The 21,285-nt window shown below is 72.9% G+C and carries 19 protein-coding genes; 7 read left to right on the top strand and 12 right to left on the bottom strand.

Annotated elements, in window-relative coordinates:
* Nucleotides 1–33 precede the first annotated feature (33 nt).
* The 8 genes from P8A20_RS21570 to hutU all read right to left on the bottom strand — a co-directional run bounded on the left by P8A20_RS21570 (nucleotide 34) and on the right by hutU (nucleotide 11,298).
* Nucleotides 34–1,920, bottom strand: coding sequence for a hypothetical protein (locus P8A20_RS21570; RefSeq protein ID WP_306104059.1), 1,887 nt, complete (start codon nucleotides 1,918–1,920; stop codon nucleotides 34–36).
* Between the two features lie 200 nt (nucleotides 1,921–2,120).
* Nucleotides 2,121–2,924, bottom strand: coding sequence for a polysaccharide deacetylase family protein (locus tag P8A20_RS21565; RefSeq protein ID WP_306104058.1), 804 nt, complete (start codon nucleotides 2,922–2,924; stop codon nucleotides 2,121–2,123).
* Nucleotides 2,921–4,198 carry a glycosyltransferase family 2 protein gene (locus P8A20_RS21560; RefSeq protein ID WP_371606785.1) on the bottom strand — a complete coding sequence of 426 codons (1,278 nt, stop codon included), beginning with the start codon at nucleotides 4,196–4,198 and terminating at the stop codon, nucleotides 2,921–2,923. The genes P8A20_RS21565 and P8A20_RS21560 overlap by 4 nt, the downstream gene beginning before the upstream one ends.
* A 159-nt stretch (nucleotides 4,199–4,357) precedes the next feature.
* A complete protein-coding gene (locus tag P8A20_RS21555; protein ID WP_306105181.1) occupies nucleotides 4,358–5,440 on the bottom strand; it encodes a GNAT family N-acetyltransferase in 1,083 nt (360 codons plus the stop codon).
* Nucleotides 5,441–5,604: 164 nt separating this feature from the next.
* Nucleotides 5,605–6,786, bottom strand: coding sequence for an imidazolonepropionase (gene hutI / locus P8A20_RS21550; RefSeq protein ID WP_147963762.1), 1,182 nt, complete (start codon nucleotides 6,784–6,786; stop codon nucleotides 5,605–5,607).
* A 173-nt stretch (nucleotides 6,787–6,959) separates the two neighbouring features.
* Nucleotides 6,960–8,330, bottom strand: a complete 1,371-nt coding sequence (locus tag P8A20_RS21545) for a formimidoylglutamate deiminase (protein WP_306104057.1) — start codon at nucleotides 8,328–8,330, stop codon at nucleotides 6,960–6,962.
* Nucleotides 8,321–9,544, bottom strand: coding sequence for an allantoate amidohydrolase (locus P8A20_RS21540; RefSeq protein ID WP_147964142.1), 1,224 nt, complete (start codon nucleotides 9,542–9,544; stop codon nucleotides 8,321–8,323). Before P8A20_RS21540 ends, P8A20_RS21545 begins: the two co-directional genes overlap by 10 nt.
* 89 nt (nucleotides 9,545–9,633) lie before the next feature.
* Nucleotides 9,634–11,298, bottom strand: a complete 1,665-nt coding sequence (gene hutU, locus P8A20_RS21535) for a urocanate hydratase (RefSeq protein WP_147963764.1) — start codon at nucleotides 11,296–11,298, stop codon at nucleotides 9,634–9,636.
* Between the two features lie 365 nt (nucleotides 11,299–11,663).
* Between hutU and P8A20_RS21530 the strand changes: the two genes are divergently transcribed.
* From P8A20_RS21530 to P8A20_RS21515, 4 genes are all read left to right on the top strand, one after another.
* Nucleotides 11,664–12,068: a hypothetical protein gene (locus tag P8A20_RS21530; RefSeq protein ID WP_147963765.1), complete on the top strand. Its 405-nt coding sequence runs from the start codon at nucleotides 11,664–11,666 to the stop codon at nucleotides 12,066–12,068.
* A complete protein-coding gene (locus P8A20_RS21525; protein ID WP_147963766.1) occupies nucleotides 12,065–12,865 on the top strand; it encodes a helix-turn-helix domain-containing protein in 801 nt (266 codons plus the stop codon). Before P8A20_RS21530 ends, P8A20_RS21525 begins: the two co-directional genes overlap by 4 nt.
* Before the next feature lie 38 nt (nucleotides 12,866–12,903).
* Nucleotides 12,904–13,371, top strand: coding sequence for a roadblock/LC7 domain-containing protein (locus P8A20_RS21520; protein ID WP_147963767.1), 468 nt, complete (start codon nucleotides 12,904–12,906; stop codon nucleotides 13,369–13,371).
* Nucleotides 13,372–13,478: 107 nt separating this feature from the next.
* Entirely contained in the window at nucleotides 13,479–13,853 is a 375-nt protein-coding gene (locus P8A20_RS21515) for a hypothetical protein (protein ID WP_033305094.1), read from the top strand.
* 11 nt (nucleotides 13,854–13,864) lie between these two features.
* Here the strand turns inward: P8A20_RS21515 and P8A20_RS21510 are convergent, their stop codons facing one another.
* A complete protein-coding gene (locus tag P8A20_RS21510; RefSeq protein WP_147964143.1) occupies nucleotides 13,865–14,404 on the bottom strand; it encodes a hypothetical protein in 540 nt (179 codons plus the stop codon).
* A gap of 139 nt (nucleotides 14,405–14,543) precedes the next feature.
* The gene (locus P8A20_RS21505) at nucleotides 14,544–15,401 is read right to left on the bottom strand and encodes a MurR/RpiR family transcriptional regulator (RefSeq protein WP_306104056.1); all 858 of its coding nucleotides are present in this window, start codon (nucleotides 15,399–15,401) and stop codon (nucleotides 14,544–14,546) included.
* Between the two features lie 497 nt (nucleotides 15,402–15,898).
* On the opposite strand from P8A20_RS21505, the gene P8A20_RS21500 reads away from it, so the two are divergent.
* Together P8A20_RS21500 and P8A20_RS21495 are read left to right on the top strand one after the other, a co-directional pair.
* A complete protein-coding gene (locus tag P8A20_RS21500; RefSeq protein WP_261989001.1) occupies nucleotides 15,899–16,474 on the top strand; it encodes a hypothetical protein in 576 nt (191 codons plus the stop codon).
* A gap of 125 nt (nucleotides 16,475–16,599) precedes the next feature.
* Complete coding sequence (locus P8A20_RS21495) at nucleotides 16,600–17,181, top strand: thioredoxin domain-containing protein (RefSeq protein ID WP_147963769.1); 582 nt, start codon at nucleotides 16,600–16,602, stop codon at nucleotides 17,179–17,181.
* Between the two features lie 118 nt (nucleotides 17,182–17,299).
* On the opposite strand, the gene P8A20_RS21490 is transcribed toward P8A20_RS21495, so the two are convergent.
* Complete coding sequence (locus tag P8A20_RS21490) at nucleotides 17,300–18,103, bottom strand: maleylpyruvate isomerase family mycothiol-dependent enzyme (protein WP_147963770.1); 804 nt, start codon at nucleotides 18,101–18,103, stop codon at nucleotides 17,300–17,302.
* Nucleotides 18,104–18,563: 460 nt separating this feature from the next.
* Nucleotides 18,564–19,970 (bottom strand): cystathionine beta-synthase, encoded by a 1,407-nt coding sequence (locus P8A20_RS21485; protein ID WP_147963771.1) that lies wholly within the window; start codon nucleotides 19,968–19,970, stop codon nucleotides 18,564–18,566.
* A 155-nt stretch (nucleotides 19,971–20,125) separates the two neighbouring features.
* On the opposite strand from P8A20_RS21485, the gene P8A20_RS21480 reads away from it, so the two are divergent.
* A complete protein-coding gene (locus tag P8A20_RS21480) occupies nucleotides 20,126–21,280 on the top strand; it encodes an SGNH/GDSL hydrolase family protein (protein WP_261989038.1) in 1,155 nt (384 codons plus the stop codon).
* Nucleotides 21,281–21,285: the final 5 nt, after the last annotated feature.

The raw sequence follows: 21,285 nt of genomic DNA, 5'->3' as shown, positions 1-21,285 counted from the left end.
CGCGGGTGCCCGGAGCGGGCCGGGCGGGGTGCCTCAGGGGCTGTCGTAGCGCAGGACGACGCCGTGGCCGGTCCGCTCGACCACGTGGAAGAGGGGTGATGCGGTCAGGTCCCGGGTCAGGGCGGCGAAGCCGCCGGGCGGCAGCAGCCCCTCACCGGCGGTGTAGATGCCCTGGGTGCGCGTGAGGATGACGAAGGCCGTCGTGCCGGGGGGCAGCCGCGTCGAGAGGTAGCGCGCCGGGTCCTGGAGCATCTCGACGTTGCCAGGCAGTTCCTGCTCGGCGAAGAACCAGTGCTCCAGCCGGTCGTAGTCGTGCAGCGCCTGCGGGAAGGAGCCCGTGGTCGCGAGGATCAGGGCCCCGTCGGGCGCCGCGTCGATGGTGCGGGTGACAAGCGCGGTCTCGGCGGGCGGGGTGTAGTTCATCCGCTCCTTGCCGTAGTAGGAGGGCATGAAGCCCGCCGCCAGGGCGGTCAGCACCACGGGGAGGGCGACCGCGCAGACTCTCCGTACAACCGGCCGGATCCGGTGCGCCCCGGCGTCGCCGGCGGCCGGGACGAGCGCCGCGGCGGCGAAGAACGCGGCGCCGGGGAGCGCGAACAGATAGACGCGGAAGAGCATCTCGCCGCCGTAGTCGTTGACGACGAACAGGGGAACGGGCGCGGCCGAGGCCAGCAGCAGCGGCAGGGCGCTGTGCACCAGGCGGCGGCGCAGCAGGAGGGCCGCGCCCGCGAGGCCGGCGACGGCCAGCACCATCAGGACGTTGGCCCGGCCGGCGAGCTCGGGTCCCGCTCCGGTGAGCTGACCGGCGTACCCGGCACGGGAGTTCTGGGTGAGCTGCCCCAGGGAGTCCTTCAGCGTGCCCAGCGTCTCGGTGAACAGGGGCCGGCCCATGGTCAGGTCCCATGCCAGCATGATCAGCACGGCCAGGGCCAGGAGCCCGGGATTGCGGTAGCGACGGGTGAGGTTGAGCGCGAGCAGGGTGGCGCAGAGCATCACCGGGGTCAGCTGGTGCACCGCGTTGACCGCCACGATCAGGGGCACGAGGACGACGGCACCGAGCGCGCGCTGCCGGGTGCCGGTGGGCGGCGGGACGCCCGCGGCGGCGGGATCGAGCCGGGCGCGTGAGCGCAGCCGCCCGGCCGAACCGGGACGCACGAAGTGGCGTACGACGACGGCGAGTACGGCCAGGTGGAGCAGGTAGGCGAGGCCCTGGGGGGCCAGGTAGTCCTGGCCCACCCAGTTGGCGAGCTGGAAGATCCAGACGGCGGTCCAGACGAGGCGCCAGTCCTCGCTGAACGTGCGGTAGATCAGGATCAGGACCGGCATCATCAGCAGGCCGAGGACGACGGGTGCCCAGTTCAGGTAGGAGGCTGCGCCCTCCACGCCGAACGTCCGGACGAGCCCGCCGTTGAGCGTGAAGAAGCCGGGCCACTGGTCGTAGGCGGACATGTTGCCGGACAGGCCCTCCCCGGGGCGCAGTTCGCCGTTCGCCAGCAGGTGGTCGATGACGGCGTCGTGCTTCGAGGCCCAGGGGTAGCGCTCCGAGTCGTAGAGGACGGCGGGTACGCCCTTGAGCGCCATCAGCAGCGCGGCGCAGTACAGCGCCGGCCACCACGGGGCCGTGCCCGCGCGGCGGAGGGCGGCCAGGAAGCCCGCGGTCAGGACGAGCAGGGAGAGGTAGTAGGTGAGCGGCAGCCGGTCCAGGAGCCCGTACTCGCCCATCGAGCGGAACCCGACGTGGGGAAGTGAGGAGGTCCAGAGCCCGGCCGCCAGGAGTAACGGCAGCCAGGTGAGGAGCGTCCCGGGTCTCAATGGGCCGGGGGGACGGCGGGGCGCTCCACCGGAGGCGGCGGGCGGCGGGCCGGGGGGAGGTGCGGCCCCGGCGTCCCCCTTGACCGGTGCGGGCACATGCTGCGGCACGGTGCGACTCCCCCCACGGCTGTGGTCGCGGCCGTCACGCCGCTGCCCCTCAGGACTGTCCCCTTAAGCGAAGTATAGGAACGCGCTTCGGCTTTGTGGGGCTCTCGCCCATTTCCACAGGCGCCCGCGGCCCGTCCTGCTCACTCCCCCACTCCGTCGCCTCCCTCGCCCCTCTCACCCCCTCTCGCCCCTCCCCCCCCTCATCCCGCGAACTCAGGTCCGCGCACGGTGGCTCGCGCCCGCCGGTACCAGCGCCAGCCCACGGTCTGCGGTGAGTCGGGGAACGGGGCCACGCGCACGCCCTCGCCCGCCATCCAGCGCTCGACGTCCCGCGCCGTGTGGCTCCGCCGCAGGATCAGCCGGGCGATCCGGTACGGCTCGTCCCGGCCGGAGCTCAGTGCGTGCCGTACGGCCGCCGCGCTCTCGTATCCGGCGGCCCGCGCGGCGCGGCGCACACGCGCGCTGTTGTATCCGTGCGGATAGGCGAGGTGGGTCACCGCGTGCCCCAGCACGTCCTCCAGCGCCGCCTTGGAGTCGACGAGTTCGGACCTCAGGGCGGCTGCGGGCAGTGTGTCCAGCTGGGCGTGGGTGACGGTGTGCCCGCCCACCTCCATGCCGTACCGCTGGAGCAGCGGCGCCTGCTCCAGCCTCATCATCGGGGCGGGCGGCAGCAGGCTGCCCCCGCCGGACCGGGTCAGCGCACCCGTCGTGAGATACGCGGTCGCCGGCATCGACCGCCCGGCGAGGGCCTCGGCCGTCGGCCCGGGCAGGTCCGCGAAACCGTCGTCGAAGGTCAGGACGACCGGACGGTCCGGCAGCGGCTCACCGCCCGCGAGATGGGCCACGAGGGCGCCGACCGGGACCGCCGTACGGCCGCCGGCCTCGATCGCGTCCAGCTGCGCGGCGAACGCGGCCGGTGTGACGGTGAACTCGGCGATCCAGCCGGGCGGGTCGTCCATCACCGCGTGGTACAGCAGCACGGGGATCCGGCCCCCCGCACTCATCCCTCCGCCCGGGGGCGTGACGCGCCGTGGAGCGCGAGCCGGGCGCGTACGTACCCGAGGGGCCCGTACAGCAGCCCCCTGCGCTCCAGCCGGGACAGATGTCGGGGCCATGGATAGGTGTACGTGCCGTGCGCGCCGGGAACACCGCCGCGCCCCGACGCGTCCGTGCCGCGCGACGCCGTCATCGTGCGGGCATGGGCGAGGCCCCGGGGCAGCCGGGCCAGCAGGGACGGCAACAGGGCGGGCCTGCGGACGAGGAGCGCGGTGAGACAGGCGGTGAGCCCGGCACCGTAACCGTAGGCCTGTCCGCACAGGTCGCCCCAGCGCTCCCGGTGGTGGTGCCAGACGATCGCTTCGGGCGTGTAGCGCAGCGGATACCCCTCGGCGAGGAGACGCACGAAGGCGTAGAGGTCGTCGCCCCCTCGGGCCGGGGTCCCGGTGCCGGTGGCCGGGTCGAAACCGCCGACCGCCCTCAACGGCCCGGCCCGGAAGGCCATGTTGGCGCCGGAGCCGAACCGTCCGGCGGTGAACGGGAACAGCGGCTCGTCCGCGGGCGGGTGTGCGGGGTCGTAGTGGCGCGCCGTGAACCCCTTGGCGAATCCGCCGTGGCTCTCCAGCAGGACTTGCGCCGGGGTGGTCAGCCTGGCGGGCAGGATGAGGCCGGTGACGCAGGCCGTCCGGGGGTCCTCGCCGAAGGGCCTGGTCAGCGCGGTGAGCCAGTGCGGGTCGGCGACGACGTCGTCGTCGGTGAAGGCGAGGACCTCGGACGTGGCGGCGACGACGCCCCGGTTGTGCGCGGCCGCCAGACCCGGCACCGGCTCCACCACGTGTCGCACGCCCCGGCCGGCGTAGGCGGAGGTGACGAGCTCACGGGTGGAGCCGGTCAGCGGGGCGTTGTCGACGACCACGATCTCGAAGTCCGGGTGGTCCTGGGCGAGCAGCGAATCGAGGGCGCGGGCGAGTTGGCCGGGCCGCTCCCTGGTGGCGACGACCACCGTGGCCCTGGGGATCTCCCTCGCCGGTGGCCGCTCCGGGGCGTCCGGGACGACGATCTCGTCCGCCGCCTGTTTCGCGAGGACGGAGGCGGGGTCCTCGCCCTCCCGGACGCGCCCGACAACCGTGCCGACCGGTCGCCCGCGCAGCCGCACGAGGGCGAAGAACCGCCGTCCGTCACCGTCGCGCGGTGCGGCGTCCAGGGGCGGGCCGCCCGGCACGGGTCCGATCCGTACGCCCGTGCCGTCGGCCGCGTCCAGCTCCAGTTCGGCGACGGCCAGACCGGCGAGCCGGCTGATGTCGGGTAACCGCCGGGTGTTCCCCGCTCGTTCGTTCCGGTACGGCATCCGGTCCCCCCGGTCGTGACGTGTGGACGGTCCTGCTTCGGCGCCGGTCGTGACGTGTGGACGGTCCTGGTCCGACGCCGGTCGTCGCTGTTCTCAGGGCCGCTTCGGTCCGCGCAGCCGCCCGGCCCGTGCGAGGCCGCGCTGCGCCAGGCCCGCCAGCCGGGGCCGGTCGCGTACGAAGCCGTGGGCGCGGCGGGAGGGTTCGCGGCCGAGCCACCGCAGGGCCGCTCCCGCGCCCGGTGCGACCGAGGCGCCCTCGTACACCGTCAGTTCGCCGGTCTTCAGGGCGTCCTTGTACTCGGCCGCCCCGCGCCCCATGTCGAGCATCCCGATGCCGTCGTCCGCCGCGGCCCTCGCCATCCGCAGATGCAGGATCAGGCCCGGTGAGAACTTCGCGAACTCCGGGTCGTAGGCGGGGAACCAGCACGAGAGCACCGTCCGCGAGCGCAGCCCGAAGTGCGCGGCCACGGGGCGTCCGCCCGCGTACAGGACGGACAGCAGACCGGAGCATCCGGGTGCGCGGGTGTGGAAGAGGAACTCCGTCAGGTCACGGATCCACGGCTTGGCGAACCGGTCGCGGCGGCCGGTCCTCCGGTACTGGGCGGACTTCCATCCCATCAGGGTCCGCAGCATCTCGGGGTCCCGCTCGTCGAGGACGAGCCGCACCTCGCCGGCCTCGCGGCCGAGCTTGCGCTCCTTGGCCAGGGTCGTCCTGAGGAACTTCGGCGACCCGGCGCGCAGCGCCTTCTCGTAGCTCTCGTAGCCGTCGCCGACATCGATGACGTACGAGGGGTACGAGCGGGCCGCGGCCGGCTCGAAGAGGGTCTGACCCTCCTCCAGGTTGTCGAACTCCCAGGCGGAGAGGCCGCAGCCGCGCAGCAGCTCCCTCGCCGCCGGTGCGAAGCCTGGGCGGAGCACCGCGCCCTGGACGTCGGATACCCCGAGGCCGATGGCCCGGCCGCGGCCGAGCCGCCCCCGTTCGAAGGGGAGGAAGCCCGCCGTCCTCCCCGTCCCGTCGCTGATGACCGCCACCCGGGCGTGCGGCCGGACACGGCCGACGGCCAGGGCGAACTCCGGTTCCATGAACGGGTGGGCCGGGGCGCCGGACTTCGCCCGGAGCTCCCGCCACGTCTCGATGTCCCTGGTGCCCAGATCACCGGGCCTGATCACACGTATGCGCCTGCCGCCCACAAGACCCCCCGGTCCTACCCCCTGAGCCACGCTGCCTCAGAACGGTACCGGGAGGAGTCACCCGGCGGTAGACAGCCGCGACATCGTGTGACCGACCGGTGGAAACCGGATCACCCGTCGCACGGCTGTCACCCCCTGAGCCGTACCCGTCATACGGTCCTCTCCCCCGCACGCCACACCGCACGGACCAGCGGGACTCCCGGCCGGTAGGCGAGGTGGACGTGGCTCGGCGCGTCGAGGAGCACCAGGTCGGCGCGTGCGCCGGGGGTGATGCGGCCGATGTCGGTGCGGCGCAGGGCGGCGGCGCCTCCGGCGGTGGCGGACCAGACCGCCTCGTCGGGGGTCATGCCCATGTCCCGTACGGCGAGGGCGATGCAGAACGGCATGGAGGAGGTGAACGACGAGCCCGGGTTGCAGTCCGTGGACAGCGCGACCGTGGCCCCCGCGCCGAGGATGCGGCGGGCGTCGGGCCAGGCCGCGCGGGTGGAGAACTCGGCGCCGGGCAGCAGGGTCGCGACGGTGGAGCCCTGGCCGAGGGCGTCGAGGTCGGCGTCGTCGAGGTGGGTGCAGTGATCGGCGGACGCGGCGTCCAGCTCGACGGCGAGGCGTACGCCGGGGCCGTGGCCGAGCTGGTTGGCGTGGACGCGGGGATGCAGGCCCCTGGCCAGGCCCGCGGTGAGGATCGTGCGCGCCTGGTCCTCGTCGAAGGCGCCCCGCTCGCAGAAGACGTCGATCCAGCGGGCGTGCGGCGCGCACGCGTCCAGCATCGGCCCCGTCACGAGGTCGACGTAGCCCGCGGGGTCGTCGGCGTAGTCGGGGGACACGATGTGCGCGCCGAGGAAGGTGACCTCGTCGGTGTGCCGGGCGGCGATGCGCAGGGCGCGCGCCTCGTCCTCGACGGTGAGGCCGTAGCCGGACTTGGTCTCGAAGGTGGTGGTGCCCTGCCGGAGCGCCTCGTCCAGGTAGCGCGCGACGTTCGCGGAGAGCTCGTCGTCGGAGGCGGCGCGGGTGGCCGCGACCGTCGTGCGGATGCCGCCCGCCGAGTAGGGACGGCCGGACATGCGGGCGTTGAACTCGGCGGTCCGGTCGCCCGCGAACACGAGGTGGGAGTGGGAGTCCACGAAGCCGGGGACCACGGCACGGCCGCCCGCGTCGACGGCGTTGTCGGTGGCGGGTGCTTTGCTGGATTCACCGGTCCACACGACGCGGTCGCCGTCGATCACGACGGCCGCGTCCCGGATCAGGCCCAGGGGGGTCCCGTCACCGAGGGAGGGGTCGTTGGTGACCAGGTTCGCGATGTGGGTGATGGCGGTCGTGGTGGTCGTCGTCATCCGGACACAGCTCTCTTCGGGTTCGCCCGGCTGGGCTGCCGGGGTGGTCGGCCGGGGTCGTCGGCGCGGGCGGACATCCGGTGCGCCCGGGGTGGTCGGCCCGGGTCGTCGGCCCGGGCGGACATCCGGTGCGCGGCCCGCCCGGGCGCCCGGCGTGCGGGCCGGCCGGGTGGTCAGTGGTGCAGGGCGGCGACGGCCGAGGCGAGTGCTCCGGGCACGTCCTCGATCCGGGTGTGCCGTCCGTCCCGCACGATGTGCCGTCCGGCCACCACGGTGTGCCGCACATCGGCGGCCGTGGCGGCGAATACGGCCGCTTCGGCCCCCAGCCTCGGTACCGGCCCCGCTGTTCTGACGGAGTCCAGTGCGACGGTCGTGAGGTCGGCGGGCGCACCCGGTTCCAGCGTCCCCCCGTCCGGCCGGCCGAGCGCGGCATGTCCGTCGGCGGATGCCGCCCTGAGCAGCGCGGACGCCGTCCAGTGCCCGCGCACGTGGGTGCGCAGGCGTTCGTTGAGCTCCATGGCCCGGGCCTCCTCGAAGAGGTCGATCACGGCATGGCTGTCGCTGCCCAGCGAGAGGGGGGAGCCCGCGCCCTGGAGCGCGGCGGCGGGGCCGATGCCGTCGGCGAGGTCGCGTTCCGTCGTGGGGCACATGCAGGTGCCCGTCCGGGACGCGCCCAGCAGCTCGATGTCCTCGGCGGTGAGGTGCGTGTTGTGGATGCCGGTGGTGCCCGGACCGAGGACCCCGTGGTCGGCCAGGAGCCGCGTGGGGGTCCGGCCGTGGGCGGCGAGGCAGGCGTCGTTCTCCGCGGTCTGCTCGGAGAGGTGGACGTGCAGCGGGACGGCCCGCTCCTGTGCCCACCGGGCGACGGTGGCCAGCTGCCCCGCAGGCACGGCCCGTACGGAATGGATCGCGGCGCCGATCACCACCAGGTCGTCGTCACCCTCCAGGAGGGAGGCACGCTCGGCCCAGGCGTCGGCGGTGACGTCGGAGAAGCGCGTCTGGTGCCGGTTCGGCTCCTCCCCGAACCCGGCGGCGAGGTAGGCGGTGTCGAGCAGGGTGATCCGGATGCCGGCCTCGGACGCCGCGGCGATGAGCGCCTCGCCCATGGCGTTCGGGTTGTCGTAGGGCGTTCCGCCCGGCGCGTGGTGCAGATAGTGGAACTCGCCGACCGCGGTGATCCCGGCCAGCGCCATCTCGGCGTACGTGGCGCGGGCCAGGTCGTAGTAGGTGTCGGGGGTGAGACGCGAAGCCGTCCGGTACATCGTCTCGCGCCATGTCCAGAAGGTGCCCGAGCCGACCTGCACGGTGGAGCGCAGCGCGCGGTGGAAGGCGTGCGAGTGGGTGTTGGCCAGTCCCGGGACGGTCAGCCCGTGCAGCACGGTGGCGCCGGGTGGCGGTGTGCCGACGCCCGTCCGGACGCCGGCGATGCGCCCCCCGGACACGTCCAGGAGCACGCCCGGCTCGACATGGGTGCCGAGCCAGGCGTGCGACATCCAGTACGTCGCGGTGACCGGTGTGCCCGTCGGTTGCGTCGTCAGCTGCACGCGAGGCCTTCCAGTACGTCGGCGAGTGCCCTCACTCCGGCCACGCAGTCGTCCTCCGCGGCATGTTCCGCGGGTGAGTGCGAGATCCCGGTGGGGTTCCGTACGAACAGCATGGCGGTCGGCACGGAAGCGGACAAAATACCCGCGTCGTGTCCGGCTCCCGTGCCGAGCACCGGCACGGCGCGTCCCTCGGCGTCGAAGCCGTCACCACCCCGCTTCTCCAGCACCCGGCGGATCTCGTCCCGCAGCGCGTGCTGGAAGTCCACCACCGGCGTGAACGACTCGCGTACGACGTCGAGATCGATCCCGGCCCGCTCGGCGTGCTCCCGCGCGGCCCGCTCGACACCACTCACCACCGCGTCGAGAGTGTCCTGGTCGGCGGCTCGTGAGTCGAGCCAGCCCCGCACCAGGGACGGGATCGCGTTGACCCCGTTCGGCTCGACGGCGATCTTGCCGAAGGTCGCGAGGCCTCCGGCGAGCTCCGCCTCCCGCCGGGCCGCGAGCACGGTCTCGGCGTACGGGAGCATCGGGTCCCGGCGGTCGGCGAGCCGTGTGGTGCCGGCGTGGTTGGCCTCGCCCCGGAAGTCGAACCGCCAACGGCCGTGCGGCCAGATGGCCGAGGCGACGCCGACCGGGTCGCCGCTCAGGTCGAGGGCGCGCCCCTGTTCCACATGGAGCTCGACGAACGCGCCGATCCGGGCGAGGCGTCCGGGGTCGGGTCCGATGGCGTCCGGGTCGTACCCGGCCGCCTCCATGGCCCGGGGCAGCGCGACCCCGTCCCCGTCCCGGAGCCGGTGCGCGTCCGCGACCGTCAACTGCCCCGCGGCGAGCCGGGAACCGACGCAGGCGAGCCCGAAACGTGCCCCCTCCTCGTCGCCGAAGTTGACGACGGCGACGGGCCTGGTGAACACCGCTCCCCTGCGCCGGAGTTCGTCCAGAGCGGCGAAGGAGGACACCACGCCGAGAGGGCCGTCGAAGGCTCCGCCGTCGGGCACGGAGTCGAGATGGGATCCGGTGACCACGGCGTCCCCCGCGAGGGGGTCACCGTGCCAGGCCCACTGGTTGCCGTTGCGGTCGACCTCGTGGACGAGCCCACGGGACCCGGCCTGGGCGCGGAACCACTCGCGGCAGTCCGCGTCGGCCCCGCTCCAGGCGTACCGGCGGTAGCCGCCACTTGCCGGGTCGAGTCCGAGGGGCGCGAGTCCGCGCCACATCTCCTGGAACGACTCGGGCTCACCGGACCGGGGCCCGGACGCAGCCGGCCCCGGCAAGCCCCGCTCCGGGCCGTCGTCCACGGACCGGGTCACCGGGCGTCGTCCTCCGTCATCGGGACGCGCACGCCCTTGTCCGAGGCGACGGACTCCGCGATGTCGTAACCGGCGTCGACGTGCCGGATGACGCCCATCCCGGGGTCGTTCGTGAGGACCCGCCGGATCTTCTCGCCCGCGAGCTCGGTGCCGTCGGCGACCGTGACCTGTCCCGCGTGGATCGAACGCCCCATGCCCACACCGCCGCCGTGGTGCAGGGACACCCAGGACGCCCCCGAGGCCACGTTGACCATGGCGTTGAGCAGCGGCCAGTCCGCGATGGCGTCGGAGCCGTCGAGCATGGACTCGGTCTCGCGGTAGGGCGAGGCGACCGACCCGCAGTCCAGGTGGTCACGTCCGATGGCCAGGGGTGCGGCGAGCTCGCCGCTCGCCACCATGTCGTTGAACCGCTCGCCCGCCCGGTCGCGTTCGCCGTAGCCGAGCCAGCAGATCCGGGCGGGCAGACCCTGGAAGTGGACCCGCTCGCCGGCCATCCTGATCCAGCGGTGCAGCGACTCGTTCTCCGGGAAGAGTTCGAGCAGCGCCTTGTCCGTCCTGTGGATGTCCGAGGCCTCGCCCGACAGGGCCGCCCACCGGAAGGGCCCTTTGCCCTCGCAGAAGAGCGGCCGGATGTAGGCGGGCACGAAGCCGGGGAAGTCGAACGCGCGGTCGTAGCCGGCGAGCTGGGCCTCTCCCCGGATCGAGTTGCCGTAGTCGAAGACCTCGGCCCCCGCGTCCATGAAGCCGACCATCGCCTCGACGTGCGCGGCCATCGACTCCCGGGCACGCCGGGTGAAGTCGGCGGGCTTCTCGGCGGCGTAGGAGGCCATGTCGTCGAAGTCGACGCCGACGGGCAGATAGGCCAGCGGGTCGTGGGCGCTGGTCTGGTCGGTGACGATGTCGACGGGAGCGCCCTCGGCCAGCATCCGGGGCAGCAGCTCCGCCGCGTTGCCGAGGAGGCCGATGGAGAGCGGGCGCCGCGCGTCGCGGGCCTCGACGGCCAGCTGGAGTGCGTGTTCGAGCGAATCGGCGCGCACGTCCAGGAAGCGGTGCTCGATACGGCGCTCGATGGCGCGCGGGTCGCAGTCGACGCAGAGGGCCACGCCGTCGTTCATCGTGACGGCCAGCGGCTGGGCGCCGCCCATGCCGCCGAGTCCGGCCGTCAGCGTGATCGTGCCGGCCAGCGTCCCGCCGAACCGCTTGGCGGCGACGGCGGCGAACGTCTCGTACGTGCCCTGGAGGATGCCCTGGGTCCCGATGTAGATCCAGGAACCCGCGGTCATCTGCCCGTACATGGTGAGCCCGAGGGCCTCCAGACGGCGGAACTCCTCCCAGTTCGCCCAGTCGCCGACCAGGTTGGAGTTGGCGATCAGGACACGCGGCGCCCACTCGTGGGTCTGCATGACGCCGACCGGGCGCCCGGACTGGACGAGCATCGTCTCGTCCTGCTTGAGCGTCCGGAGGGTGCGGACCATGGCGTCGAAGGACCGCCAGTCGCGGGCCGCCTTGCCCGTGCCGCCGTAGACGACGAGCTTGTCGGGGTGTTCGGCGACCTCGGGGTCGAGGTTGTTCTGCAGCATGCGGAGGGCGGCTTCCTGCTGCCATCCCAGGGCGCTCAGTTCCGTACCGCGCGGTGCCCGTACGGGGCGGGGTCCTGACATGGGGCTGCCTCCTCGCGAATGTGACTCACCTATTCACATCCTGTCCGCCTGAATACTCCTAGTCAACAGGCGCACCGTCGTCCCGTCCGGCCGGTCACTCCCCCGGGGATGCCTCTCGACCGCACCGCGGGCGGCTCCCCGGGTGGCCGACGGGAAGGGCGGACGGCGGGCACCGGAGGGCGGAATTCCGCCACTCGAAGGGTGGTCGGCCGGACAACTTCCGACCACCGCCGGGCGCCCACCAGCGGCTCTTTACACGGCCGTTCGCATGTACCACTGGAAAATGCCAGAACTCCCACCAGGAATGCACACGTTGCGTAGCCTCTCCATTACATCCGTACGCCACGTCGGGAGGGGAGTCCGCGTTGCCCGGAATCGACGAGTGCCTGATCGAGGTCATGAGGCTGCCCGGCGCCCGGGGTGCCTCGGTGGTCGACTGGACGAGCGGTCTCGCGCTCGGCACCATCGGCGAGTCGCCCAACGGCGACCACGAGGCCACCGCCGCCGAGACGGCCGAGGTGGCGAGGATGGCCGCCGAACAGCCGGTCTTCGCTCAGGCCGGACCGTTCGCCGGACCGACGGGCCCGCCCGTCCCCGCCGTCGAGGACGTCATCGTGACCACCGCCCCCGGCTACCACATCCTTCGTTTCGTCGAGACGGCCTTCGACAGCAGCGTCTTCCTCCACCTCTGGCTGGACCGCGCGGATGGCAACCTGGCGATGGCGCGGATACGGCTCGGCGAGATAGCGGAGCGGCTGGTCCTGGCATGAGCCCCACCGTCGCCGACCGGCCCGGCACACCGGAACGGGCCGCTCCTTCGCCGATGTTGCAACGGCTCGCGGCGGAGCGCGCAACCGGCGCACTGATGCGCGACCGCGGCACCCTGTATCTCGCCGACGGCCAGGTGGTCCATGCGGAGAGCCCCGCCACCCCCGGAATCGACGTCCTGCTCACGACGGGCGGCGCTCTGCGTTCCGAGGGCTGGTGGGACGCGATCGCCCAGGCGGGCGCGGGCCGGAGGGTCGGCCGCTACCTCGTGGACAGCGGCCGGGTACCCGGCGGCGCCCTGGAGCTCTGCCACCTGGGGGCGCTGTACGACGCGGCGTTCTTCGCCCTGGCCCCCACGAACACCCCCGCACGCTTCCGCTACGGGGTCTCCCACTGGATCGGTCCCGTCCGTCCCGTACCCGTGCACGCGGTGCAGCGTGAGACGCTCCGGCGCCGCGAACTCCTGGACCGGATCTGGCCGGACGCGCTCACCGACAGTGCGCCGCTCGCGCCCACGGCCCACTCGGTCGACGCCCCGGTACCCGCACGCCAGCGGCACGTACTGGCCCTGGTGAACGGCGAGCGCACGGCCACCGACATCGCCCAGCACCTGGGCCGCTCGGCCTTCCACACCCTGGTCGACCTGCGCCGGCTGGCGGCCGCCGGGCTGGTCGAAGCGGTCCGCCCGGCCGCTTCCGGCTCATTGTCCGGGCACAGCCGCATCACGCTGCCGGAGGTCACGAACGACCCCGACGTCGCCCTGCTGCGCCGGCTCAGAGACGCATTGGAGGCCCTGTGATACGCGCGCTCAGACAGCGTGCCGGGAGGAGACAGCTGATGGTGCCCGAGGCAGAGGTCAAGGATGTCCTCGACGAGCTCCAGCGGTTACGCGCCCGGGTGCCGCTCCTGACGGGCGCGCTGGCCGCCAGCACCGACGGCCTGATCGTCGCCCAGGACACCCCCGGCGTCGAGGCCGAGGGCGTCGCCGCGCTGACCGCCGCCGCACTCGGTGTATCGGTCCGGATGTCCGACGCGACCGGCCGCGGCGCCTTCCGCGAACTCCTGATCCGCGGCGAGAACGGCTACATCGCCACCTACGCGGCGGGCCGCTCCGCCGTCCTCACCCTGCTGGCCGAGGACCGCATCAACGTCGGCCGCCTCCACCTCGAGGGCCGCCGCGCCGGCGCGCGCATCGGCGAGGTCGTCGACGCCGCGCAGGACCGCGCCGACCGCCCCGTGCCGCCCCCGCGCCCACAGCAGTCCGGCGCCCTGCCGCGCCGAGGCACCACACCGGATCCCACGTGACACCCGCACCAGCCGCGGACGGCCCCGGCCGTCCGCGCACCGACCGGAAACGCACCACGAAGTTACGGACCGGCCACCGGGCCGGCCAGGGAAAGGAAACGAACACCATGGCCAACACCGAAGCGTCACTGAAGGATGCGATGGCGTCGATCGAGGGGACCCTCGGTGTCGCTCTCGTCGACTACACCAGCGGCATGGCCCTCGGCACCCTCGGCGGTGGCAAGGACTTCAACCTGGAGGTCGCGGCGGCCGGCAACACGGACGTCGTACGGGCCAAGCTCCGGACCATGGAGCACCTGGGCATCAAGGACGAGATCGAGGACATCCTGATCACCCTCGGCACCCAGTACCACCTGATCCGGCTGCTCAAAACCCGCGGCAGCAACGGCCTGTTCCTCTACCTCGTACTGGACGGCGGCAGGGCCAACCTCGCGATGGCCCGCCACCAGCTGCGGAAGATCGAGGCGGACCTGGAGGTCTGACCTCCGCGCCCTCACCGGCGGCGACGCCGCGCCCCTCCAGGTGCGGCGTCCCCCGCCACGGGTCCGGTCGTCCGGTAGCCCTTGACCTTCCCGCCCGCTGGACGGCCCCGCTCGGCCCAGTCGGTACGCACCCAGTACAGGACGTCGTCCCGCCGCTCCCGCTGCCCCAGCCGTACCGCCTTCAGCCACAGCCCGGCGCCGGCCCCGGCCAGCACGAGCCCTCCGGCACCCGGCAGGACGTAAGCGCTCGCGACCGCCACGAGGAACGCTCCCGCCAGCCACCAGCGGTACGTCCGCCGCCAGTTCCGTACGGTCACGTCCCGGTCCTGGAGGAAGTCGCCGCGGCCGGCCCGTGTGGCGCCGTTCGCGAGCTCCGCGTACCGCCCCGTCCTGGTGAGCGCCACGGCTCCCAGGACCACCAGGAACAACGCGGCCCCGGCCAGCAGGCCGATCCGCCGTCCCGTGAGCCCCGGGACGAACGCCCCGACGGCCGCCGCCAGCAGCCCCGGCCACCACAACGGCGCGGCCCCGGCCCGTACGATCACGGCCACTCTCGCCAAGGACTGCGCTCCGCGCCCCACGTCCGTACCCCTCTCCCACGGTTCCCCTGCGGACCCTCTGGGCGCGGAGGTTAATAGGCGCAGATGAGCGACGTCTGAGAACCGGCGGTGAGCTGACACCGAGCTGGGGCTACTCGACGAACAGCCCTCGTGCGGCAGCCCTCGCGTCGAAGTCCTCCAGCCGGGCCTGCGCCTCGGGCAGCCCGTCGCACATGGCCTCCAGCAGCACCCGGCCCATCAGCATCGGCGCGCACGCCGTGTCGAAGGCCAGCCCGGTGCCCACGGCGGCAGGGATGAGCAGATCGCTGTGGGCCGCCACCGGCGCGAACGCCGAGTCGGCCACGGTCACGACGGTCAGCCCCTGCTCGCGCGCGTACGCCAGCGCGTCCACGACCTCGCGCGGGTGCCTCGGCAGCGCGAAGCACATCAGCGCGCTCGCACCCGCACGCCTGGCGGCGTCCACACGGTCGTGCAGCATGCTGCCGCCCTCGTCGACGACCCGTACGTCCGGGTGCACCTTGGCGGCGAAGTACCCGAATCCCCGGGCCTGCGAGGAGGCCGCCCGCAGTCCGAGCACGAGGAGGGGCCTGGAGGCGGCGAGCAGCCGCCCCGCCCGCTCCACCGGCGCCGGATCGGCGAGCAGCTCGGAGAGCTGACGCAGGTTCTCGATCTCCGCCCGCACCGCCTGCTGGTACTCGTTGAGCGTGTCCTCCAGGCCGTCCGCGTCGGCCGCGTCGGCCGCGTCGACGGGCGAGACCTCCCTCAGGTGCTTGCGAAGCGCGGGGTAGCCGTCGAACCCGAGGGCCACGGCGAAGCGGGTGACGGACGGCTGACTCACCCCGGCCAGCTCGGCCAGCTCCACACTCGAGAGGAACGGGGCATCGGCGGCCCTGCGCACCATGGAGTGCGCGATCCGCCGCTGGGTGGGTGTGAGCCGCCGCCCCTCGAAGAGCCGCTGCAACCGCGCAGCCGGGCTGCTCCCGCTCATGCTGTCCCCTCCAGAGTCCCTCCGCACCGGTCCGGCACCGAGGAATCCATTCAGCCAGCAAGCGCTCTGCATGTCCATATACAGCCCACGCTCCGGACAGCGGCCGGGGCCACGGTCACCCCGTCCACTCCTGGAACGCGCGCGCGACCGTACGGGACCATCGCCGCCTCCGCGATTTCACGTGTTCCCCACAGTTCGTGTCGGGCGGCTTCGCGCAGACCAAGGGCCGACCTCCCGCGGCAGGGAGCTCACACTCCCTCCCCGGCAGCGGGCGTGTGAGCGATGAATGCCGCCACCAGCGCCACCCGCTCCCGGTCGTCAACGTCGGGCGACGGGCTTCACACCCTTCGGTGAAATTCCCCCTCGCGATCCGATGCGGTCGGCGACCACATCGGAGCATGTGGAGAAAACGTGCCCGCACCGGCCGCCCCCACACCCAGACCGGCCGCCCCACAACGCGCGCCGCCTCCGTCCACGCCGTCAGGAAGACACTCCCCATGTCCCAGCAGTACCCGCAGAATCAGCAGCATCCGTATCAGGGCGGTCCCGCCGCCCACCCCGGCGGACCGGTCCCGCCGCAGCAGCCTCAGCCGAAGAAGTCCTGGTTCGCCCGGCACAAGGTGCTCACAGCTCTCGGAGGCGTGTTCGCGTTCTTCATGGTCCTCGCGATCGCCACGAGCGGCGGCGATGTGGACAAGGGTTCCGGGACGGCGGCCACAGCCCCGCAGAAGCAGGCTTCCGCCGATGCCGTGGAGGCAGCCGACGACAAGCCCGCCGAGGAGAAGCGGAAGCTCTCGCAGGCGGACCGGTTCAAGGCCTTCGTCGCCGAGAACGGCACCGCCGCCGAGAAGGCCGCGGCCGAGCACGTCACCAAGGTCCAAGGCGCGGACGGGTCCAACGGAATCCTGGACGCCGCCGATGTCTACACCGACTTCACGGGCGGCATGATGGGCCCGCACCAGGGCGAGGGCAAGCTGCTCGCCTCCGCGTTCGCCGACTGGAAGGACTCGGAGAACGGCCTCGTCACCGTCTACGACGAGGGCGGCGAAATCCTCTCCAACGGCAACTACTGACAGAGCAGCCGGCGGGGACACCCGCCGGCCCGCACCCTCGCCCCGGCTCCGGGCACCGCGCCCGGCGGCCCCACCGATACGCCGCTCGCATTGCGGGACCGTCCGCCCCTGCCGAACCTGGGGTCATGATCCCAGCGAACACGAGAGGGCCGGGTGGCATCGTCGTCCGCTACGGCGACCCCGATGCCGCACACGTGCTGAGCGTCTACGCCGACCTGCGCTGCCCCTACTGCAAGCGCATGGAGCTCGGCCTCGGAGCAGTGATGGAGCGGGCCGCCGACGAGGGCAGGTTCGCGGTGGACCACCATTTCGGCACGTTCATCGACGACTCGGCCGGCGGCAGCGGTTCCCTGGAGGCGCTGGCCGCGCTGGGAGCCGCGGCGGACGAGGGCCAGAAGCCGTTCATGCACTATCTGCGGGCCCTGTACGCCGATCAGCCCAGCGAGGACGTGGACGCATTCGCCGACCGCGACACCCTGCTGCGGCTTGCCGACGAGGTCCAGGCGCTGCACACCGACGCCTTCCGGCAGAAGGTCATGGAGCGCACCTATCTGCCCTGGGCGGCGCAGGTGGCGGCGGCGTTCGAGACGAGCGGCGTCCGCTCCACCCCGACGGTCCTGATCGACCGCACCCCCGTCGCCGTCATCAACCCCACGGGGTACGCCGTCACACCCGAGGCCTTCCTCGCCGGGGCGACTCCCCGGTGAGCTTCTTCGGCACCCGCCCTGACCAAGTGTGCGGACCGCGCGCCCGGACTGTGGCGCGGACCGTGCACCCAGGCGGTGCGTGCGGGCACCCGGACCGTGCGTGCGGGCGCCGAAGGTCTCAGAACACGACGCGTGCCGCCGTCAGCGCCTCCCGCGCCCCGGGATCGCCCTCCAGCTCCAGGCGGCCTCGCGTCGGCCTCCCCGAGACGTGCCGGGCGAAGTCGAGCGCCTCCGCGCGGAGGGTGGCCGCCGGGGTGCCGATGCCCAGCAGGTGGCGTCCTCCCGCCGGGCCGTGGAGGTCGATCTCCACGGCGGGGCCCGTCCAGGCGAGGGCCAGGTCCAGCACCACCTGATCGACGATCTCCCGGTCGTGGCCGTCGAGGGCCACATCGGCCCCGAGGGCGTCGACGAGGTCCACCCGGTGCATCCAGGTGTCGCGGACCACGAGGACGCTCCCGAGGTAGTCGACCGAGTCGTCGGGCAGGGCCCTCGCCTCCGGGTAGAGGAGGCTCAGCCGGGTTCTGCGGCGGACCGGGGCCGGGACGCGGCGCAGGGCGATGAGCGCCTGGGGTGCGAAGTGGGCCAGGGCGCCGATCAGTTCGCGCCCGGGAACGGCCTGCCGGTCCTCGATCTGGATCTCGTTGTGCCCGTCCAGCCGCCCGAGGTGCGGATGGGTCCGTGCGGCGCGACGGATCCGGCGCACGGCGACCCAGGGGCGTGGCAGTTCCTCGTACTGGCCGACGGTGTGGGCCAGCATGTCCCGCACGGTCCAGCCGGTGCAGTGGGTCGGCCGCCGCCAGTCCTCGTCGGAGAGCTCGCGGAACGTCGAGAGCGTCGCCCTGAGCTCGGCCTCGTTGACCATACGTGCCCGTGTCCCGGACGTGCGGGGGATGGCACGGGCGGACGATGTCGTGGTGGCCATGGGCGCGCCTCCCGTCTCCCGGCAACAACGCTACGCCGAACGGGCAAGGCCCGCCCTGCGCGGCGGACCGCCGGGTCGGTGGGGCCGGCCCCACCGACCCGGCGCCCGGGATTCGTACCGTGAGGCGCACGGAAGAGTCTGGGAGCCGGCGGGGAGCGCGGGACGGGCGATGAGCCCGGACGTCCGCGGACATGAATAGTCGCGGGGACCGCCGCACCCCCGGTTGCCCGGAGGGCGGGACGACGGCGGTCCCCGCGAGGGGCGCGATCCCCGGGTCAGGGCCGGGTGTCACGTCCTGGCGACGGTGGAGGTCCGGGAGCCGCTCCGTAGTCCGTGTCGCCGTATGTGGTGTCGGCGGGTTTCCCTGCCGACACCCATTACTCTGCCGGAGCCGTGTTAAGCCGGTGCTGCGCCGACGTGTCGCGCTCGTACCGTTTTCGCGAACCCCGGAGAACGCGGGTCACTGCTTCGGGGCCGAGGAGCCCTTCGCGAGGAAGGCCAGCAGGTCCTGCCTGCTCACGACGCCCGTCGGCTTGCCCTCGACGAGGACGATGGCCGCGTCGGCACCGTCGCCGCCGCTGAGCACGGCCATCAGGTCCTCGACCGGCTCTCCCGAGCCGACCTGCGGAAGCGGGGCCGACATGTGCTTCTCCAGCGGGTCCTGGAGCGTGGCCCGCTGGGTGAACAGCGCGTCCAGGAGCTCCCGCTCCACCACGGAACCGATGACCTCGGCGGCCATGACGTCGGGGTGGCCGGCACCCGGCTTCACGATCGGCATCTGCGAGACGCCGTACTCCCGGAGCACGTCGATGGCGTCTCCGACCGTCTCCTCCGGGTGCATGTGGACCAGCGAGGGGAGAGGCCCCTCCTTGAAGTCGAGGACGGCGCCGACCCTGGCCGACGGGCCGGTGTCCTCCAGGAAGCCGTAGTCGGCCATCCACTCGTCGTTGAAGATCTTGCTCATGTACCCGCGGCCGCTGTCCGGCAGCAGGACGACCACCACGTCCTCGGGGCCGAGGCGCTTGGCGACCTCCAGTGCCGCCACGACGGCCATGCCGCAGGAGCCGCCGACGAGGAGGCCCTCCTCCTTGGCGAGGCGCCGCGTCATCTGGAAGGAGTCCTTGTCGGAGACCGCGACGATCTCGTCCGTGACCGTGCGGTCGTAGGCGCTCGGCCAGAAGTCCTCACCGACGCCCTCCACGAGGTACGGGCGTCCCGAGCCGCCGGAGTAGACGGAACCCTCCGGGTCCGCGCCGACGACCTGCACGCGGTTCTCGCTGATCTCCTTGAGGTAGCGGCCCGTGCCACTGATCGTGCCGCCCGTACCGACGCCCGCGACGAAGTGGGTGATCCTCCCCTCCGTCTGCTCCCAGAGCTCGGGGCCCGTGGTCTCGTAGTGCGAGCGCGGGTTGTTGGGGTTGGAGTACTGGTCGGGCTTCCAGGCACCCGGCGTCTCACGGACCAGGCGGTCCGAGACGTTGTAGTACGAGTCCGGGTGCTCCGGGTCGACGGCCGTGGGGCACACGACGACCTCCGCGCCGTACGCGCGCAGAACGTTGATCTTGTCCGTGGACACCTTGTCCGGGCAGACGAAGATGCACTTGTAGCCCTTCTGCTGGGCGACGATGGCCAGGCCCACGCCCGTGTTGCCGCTGGTCGGCTCCACGATCGTGCCGCCGGGCTCCAGCTCGCCGCTCTGCTCGGCGGCCTCGATCATGCGCAGCGCGATGCGGTCCTTCACCGACCCGCCGGGGTTGAAGTACTCGACCTTGGCCAGGACCGTCGCCTGAATGCCTGCCGACACATTGCGCAGCCTGACGAGCGGGGTGTTGCCGACAAGACTGATCATCGAATCGTGGAATTGCACCGTGTACTCCGGGGTCTCCGAGATATTCAGGCAAGAGTATGCGTACGGGCAGGAGATCGGTCGAAGCGATTGAGCTACGCCCCCCACGGGGCAGGTAGTGCTGTGTACGGCTGTACGGCACGGAGGAGGTGGACCGGACTGTGTCGAGAGCGAGGGTGGCACGGCGGATCGCAGCGGGTGCGGCCTACGGGGGCGGCAGCGTCGGACTGATCGGCGCGGCGACGGTGGGCCTGGTGCTGGCCGAGGTGCAACTGGCGAAACGACAGGTGGGCGGGGGTAAGGCCCCCGTCCCGCCGAGCGCGGACGGACGGTACGGGGTGGCGTTCGCCGGCCCCACCGACCCATTGCGTTTCGTCATGCTGGGAGACTCGACGGCTGCCGGCCAGGGGGTGCGCAGAGCGGGCCAGACACCGGGGGCCCTGCTGGCGTCCGGACTCGCGGCGGTGGCCGAACGGCCGGTGGATCTTCGTAACGTGGCCCTGCCGGGTGCCCGGTCGGACGATCTGGAGCGTCAGGTCTCCCTGGTGCTGGCGGATCCGTCGGGGGTACCGGACGTCTGCGCGATCATGATCGGCGCGAACGACGTGACCCACCGGATGCCCGCGACGCAGTCGGTGCGCTGTCTGAGCACGGCGGTACGTCGGCTGCGCACCGCAGGCGCGGAAGTGGTGGTGGGCACCTGCCCCGATCTGGGCACGATCGAGCCGGTCTACCAGCCCTTGCGGTGGCTGGCCCGGCGGGTGAGCCGGCAGCTGGCGGCGGCCCAGACGATCGGAGCGGTCGAACAGGGCGGACGGACGGTCTCGCTGGGCGACCTGCTCGGTCCGGAGTTCGAGGCGAACCCGCGGGAGCTCTTCGGCCCCGACAACTACCACCCCTCGGCCGAGGGGTACGCGACCGCCGCGATGGCGATGCTGCCGACCCTGTGCGCGTCCCTCGGCCTCTGGCCGGATTCCGATCATCTGGACGGCTCGCGCCGGGAGGGCATCCTGCCGGTCGCCAAGGCGGCGTCCCGCGCCGCACGGGAAGCCGGCACGGAGGTGACGGCGGCGCGCGCCCCCTGGGCCCTGCTCAAGCACCGCAGGCGCAGGCGTCTGCCCGCCCACACGGAACCTGTGCCGCACGGGGACGAAGGGGCAGGCGCGGACGAGGGGCCGGCGCGCGGACGCGCATCGGCGGCGGCATGGCGGTGGGTGGACCGCGGCCACCTCCACCGCGGCAACAACACGGGCGGCAGTCACGGAAACGGCACAGGCGGCAGTCACGGGAACGGAACGGGCGGCCACCACGGGAACAACGCGGGAGACTGAGCGGT

It is taken from the genome of Streptomyces sp. Alt3 (assembly GCF_030719215.1).
Classification (GTDB): domain Bacteria; phylum Actinomycetota; class Actinomycetes; order Streptomycetales; family Streptomycetaceae; genus Streptomyces; species Streptomyces glycanivorans.
The sequence above is the reverse complement of the archived record's forward strand: the minus strand, read 5'-3'. Positions and strand labels throughout refer to the sequence as shown.